General features: G+C 75.2%; 4 protein-coding genes. 2 read left to right on the top strand and 2 right to left on the bottom strand.

Annotated features, from left to right (window positions below):
* The coding region (locus EF918_RS37450) for a hypothetical protein (RefSeq protein ID WP_185922052.1) at positions 1-848 on the top strand (848 nt) is incomplete at its 5' end.
* A 63-nt stretch (positions 849-911) separates the two neighbouring features.
* Here EF918_RS37450 and EF918_RS33780 read toward each other — a convergent pair.
* Positions 912-1364: a carboxymuconolactone decarboxylase family protein gene (locus EF918_RS33780; RefSeq protein ID WP_260610930.1), complete on the bottom strand. Its 453-nt coding sequence runs from the start codon at positions 1362-1364 to the stop codon at positions 912-914.
* 136 nt (positions 1365-1500) lie between these two features.
* Here EF918_RS33780 and EF918_RS33775 point away from each other — a divergent pair, with 136 nt between their 5' ends.
* Complete coding sequence (locus EF918_RS33775) at positions 1501-2904, top strand: PLP-dependent aminotransferase family protein (protein ID WP_125652705.1); 1404 nt, start codon at positions 1501-1503, stop codon at positions 2902-2904.
* 40 nt (positions 2905-2944) lie between these two features.
* Here the strand turns inward: EF918_RS33775 and EF918_RS33770 are convergent, their stop codons facing one another.
* Positions 2945-3448: a GNAT family N-acetyltransferase gene (locus tag EF918_RS33770; protein WP_125652704.1), complete on the bottom strand. Its 504-nt coding sequence runs from the start codon at positions 3446-3448 to the stop codon at positions 2945-2947.
* Positions 3449-3619 lie beyond the last annotated feature (171 nt).

Here is a 3619-nt window from a genome sequence, read left to right as displayed (position 1 = left end):
GGCTCGTACGACGGCAGGGGCGGTACGGCGGGCTGCCCGCCGTACCGCCCCTGCCGTCGTACGAGCCGCTGCCCGGCGGGGGACCGTACGGGCCGACCGAGGTCGGACCGGGTCCGCCGCTGCCGCCCGGAGGGGCCGGGGCGCGGCGGGTGCGGCCCCTCGTGGCCGGGGCCCTGGTGGCCGTGGTCGCGGTGGGGGCGGCGACCGGCTGGTGGTTCGCCCACCGGGACGAGCCCGCGCCCGACGCGCGCGGCTCGGCGAGCTCCCTGGCGCCCGACCCCACCGGGCCGACGGACGGGGCCAACCCGGACGGGCCGAGCGCGAGTGCCGGTACGAGCCGGAGCCCGAGCACGAGCCCGAGCGCGGGCGCGTCCCGGTCCGGGTCCGCGAGCCCGGGCGGGACCGCGGCCGCGCCGGACGAGCCGCGCGAGGTCGTCCAGGACCCCAAGGGCTTCGCCCTCGCCGTACCGGCCGGCTGGCGCCGCGAGGAGAGCGGCGCCTCGGTCTTCTACCGGTCGTCCGACCGGGCCGCCCTGATCCAGGTGTTCCCGGTCAGCGAGCCGGACCTCACCCCGGTCCAGGCCGTCGAGCGGGCCAGCGCCGACCTGCGCTCGCGCACCTCCGGCTACACCGAGATCCGGGTCGGCGCGGTCACCGGCGGCGGGGGCGAACTCGTCTACGAGTACGCCAGCGAGGAGTCCCGGGGCCGCCGCCGCGGAGTGGAACGGGTGCTGCTCGCCCCGGACGGCACCAAGTGGGCCGTCCTGGTGGCCGGTCCCGCCGCCGAGTGGCCGCTCACGCAGTCCCGCCAGGAGGCCGCCCTGCGGGCGTTCCGCCCGGGGAACTGAGCGTCGAGCCGGGCCCCGGCCGGGGCCCGGCACGGGCGGCGCCGCGCTCCGCCGGGCTCAGGCTCAGATCTTGTACTGGCCCGGGGTGTAGTGGCCCGGGACCATCCGGGTGGTGACGCCGATGCGGTTCCACACGTTGATGGTCGCGATCACGGCGATCAGCTGGGCCAGCTCGGCCTCCTCGAAGTGCCCGGCCGCCTTCTCGTAGACCTCGTCCGGAACGAAACCGTCCGTCAGAACGGTCACCGCCTCGGTCAGCTCGATCGCCGCCAGCTCCTTCTCGGTGTAGAAGTGCCGCGACTCCTCCCACGCCCCGAGCATGACGATCCGCTCGATGCTCTCGCCCGCGGCGAGGGCGTCCTTGCTGTGCATGTCCAGGCAGAACGCGCAGTGGTTGAGCTGCGAGGCGCGGATCTTGACGAGCTCTACCAGGGCCGGGTCCAGGCCCTTCTTGGACGCGATCTCCAGAGCGACGACGGCCTTGTAGACCTCGGGCGCCAGCTTGGCCATCTGCATGCGGGGAGTGTGCTCGGGCGCGTGCGGGTGGGTGTGCGCCGGGGAGCTGGTCCGGGGGTGTTCGTGCCGTTGTGCGCGGTTCGTCGTCATGGGCTCACCCTAGGGACCGGGCGTCCCAGCGATATGGTCCATGTTCATGACGGATTCCTGGGCCACTTTCGGTACCGACCTGCTGCTGGAGCCGGTCCCGGGGCGGGGGCTGCGGGCCGGGCTCTGCGAGGCGCTGCGGGAGGCCGCGCGCACCGGGCGGCTGGCGCCCGGCACCCGGCTGCCGTCCTCGCGGTCGCTGGCCGCCGACCTCGGGATCGCCCGCAACACCGTCGCCGAGGCGTACGCCGAACTCGTCGCCGAGGGCTGGCTGACCGCCCGGCAGGGCTCGGGCACCCGGGTGGCCGAACGGGCCCGGCCGCGCAAGGCCGCCGTCCCCGTGCCCGCCCCCGCCCACCGGGCGCGGGCCTCGCGCGGGCCGTCGTACAGCCTCCGGCCCGGCTCCCCGGACCTCGGCGCCTTCCCGCGGGCCGCCTGGCTGGCGGCCGCCCGGCGGGCCATGGCCCTCGCGCCGAACGACGCCTTCGGGTACGGCGACCCGCGCGGCCGCATCGAACTGCGCGAGGCCCTCGCCGGGTACCTGGCGCGGGCGCGCGGGGTGTACGCCGACCCGGAGCGGATCGTGCTGTGCTCGGGCTTCGCGCACGGGCTGGTGCTGGTGGCGCGGATGCTGCGGGCCCGGCGGGTGCGGGAGCTGGCCGTGGAGTCGTACGCCGTGTACGTCCACCGGGGGCTGCTGTCCGACGCCGGACTGCGGACCGTACCGCTGCGGCTGGACGGGGCGGGGGCGCGGACGGAGGACCTCGCGGGGATGTCGGCGGGGGCGGTCCTGCTGACGCCCGCGCACCAGTTCCCGACCGGGGTCGCGCTGACGTCCGCGCGGCGGGCCGCGGCCGTGGACTGGGCGCGGACCACCGGCGGACTGATCGTCGAGGACGACTACGACGGGGAGTTCCGCTACGACCGCCAGCCGGTCGGCGCCCTCCAGGGCCTGGACCCGGACCGGGTGCTCTACCTGGGCACGGCGAGCAAGTCCCTGGCCCCGGGCCTGCGGATGGGCTGGATGGTGGTCCCGCCGGGGATGCTGGGCGAGGCGCTGGCCGCCAAGGGGCGGGCGGACTGGACCTCCAGCGCGCTGGACCAGTTGACGCTGGCCCAGTTCATCGCCTCCGGCGCGTACGACCGGCACGTACGGGGCATGCGGCTGCGGTACCGGCGCCGCCGGGACCAGCTGGTGGCCGCGCTGGACGGGCGGGTCAAGGTCTCCGGCATAGCGGCCGGACTGCACGCGGTCCTGGACCTCCCGCCGGGCACCGAACGCTCGGTCCTCCAGGCGGCGGCCTGGCACGAACTGGCCCTGGACGGCCTGTCGATGTACCGCCACCCGGACGCCGACCTCCCCCCACGCGACGCCCTGGTCGTCGGCTACGCCACCCCACCGGACAGCGCCTGGGGGCCGACCTTGGAGGCCTTGACGGCCACGTTGCCGTAGCGCCGTGGCGGGCGGGGCCCACGACCTCGCCGGGCCCTCCTCACGTGGCGGAATGCTTCGGCAGGGCGAGCCAGTCCGACCAGGAGATCTCGCGGCCGAGGAAGCGCGGCTGCTCGAACGGCCAGTCGGCGGCGATCCACTGCGGCACCAGCGCGTCGAGGGCCTGCTCGACCTCGCTGCCCACCAGCTCGTCCACCACCCACCAGGAGATCTCGCCGTCCGCGCCGGCCCGCTCCGGCGGGTCGATGTAGACGCAGCCGAGCAGAGCCGTCTCCGCCGCGTCGAACAGCGCGTAGTTGAAGGACTGGTGCGCGGCGATCTCCTTCTCGTGCCGCAACAGGTCGGCCCGGTCGGCCTCGTAGGTCAGGGTGGCCGCGGGCCAGCCCCAGGCCGGGCCGTAGATGGTCCACAGCCGCTCGCGCGAACCCATCACGGCCGGATGGTCGAGCGGGGTGTCCGCCTCCCGGATCGGCCGCAGGTGATGGCCGCCGCCCGGCAGCGGTACCAGGACGGGGTGCACGAAGTCATCGGGAAGCCAGCTCATGGCGCCCGACCGTAGCAGCGCGCGCCCGCCGGCTCCCCCGGCCGGGCGGCCGGCAGCGCGATGCGGTTGTGGCGCATACACATCTCCGAGCCCACGAGACACTGAGCGAACTCGTATGCCGTCTTCTGCTTGAAAAAAAAAAGAAGAGTGCAAAGACAGGAGCGTGCTGCT

Origin of the sequence: Streptomyces sp. WAC06614, from assembly GCF_003949795.1 — a bacterium.
Classification (GTDB): domain Bacteria; phylum Actinomycetota; class Actinomycetes; order Streptomycetales; family Streptomycetaceae; genus Streptomyces.
Note: the sequence above shows the minus strand (reverse complement) of the source record. Positions and strands in the feature narration are given on the sequence as shown.

What these genes read in the sequence shown, in the direction of transcription:
- EF918_RS33780 (WP_260610930.1), bottom strand. Translation starts at nt 1,364, where the DNA reads ATGCAGATGGCCAAGCTGGCGCCCGAGGTCTACAAGGCCGTCGTCGCT.
- EF918_RS33770 (WP_125652704.1), bottom strand. Translation starts at nt 3,448, where the DNA reads ATGAGCTGGCTTCCCGATGACTTCGTGCACCCCGTCCTGGTACCGCTG.
- EF918_RS33775 (WP_125652705.1), top strand. Translation starts at nt 1,501, where the DNA reads ATGACGGATTCCTGGGCCACTTTCGGTACCGACCTGCTGCTGGAGCCG.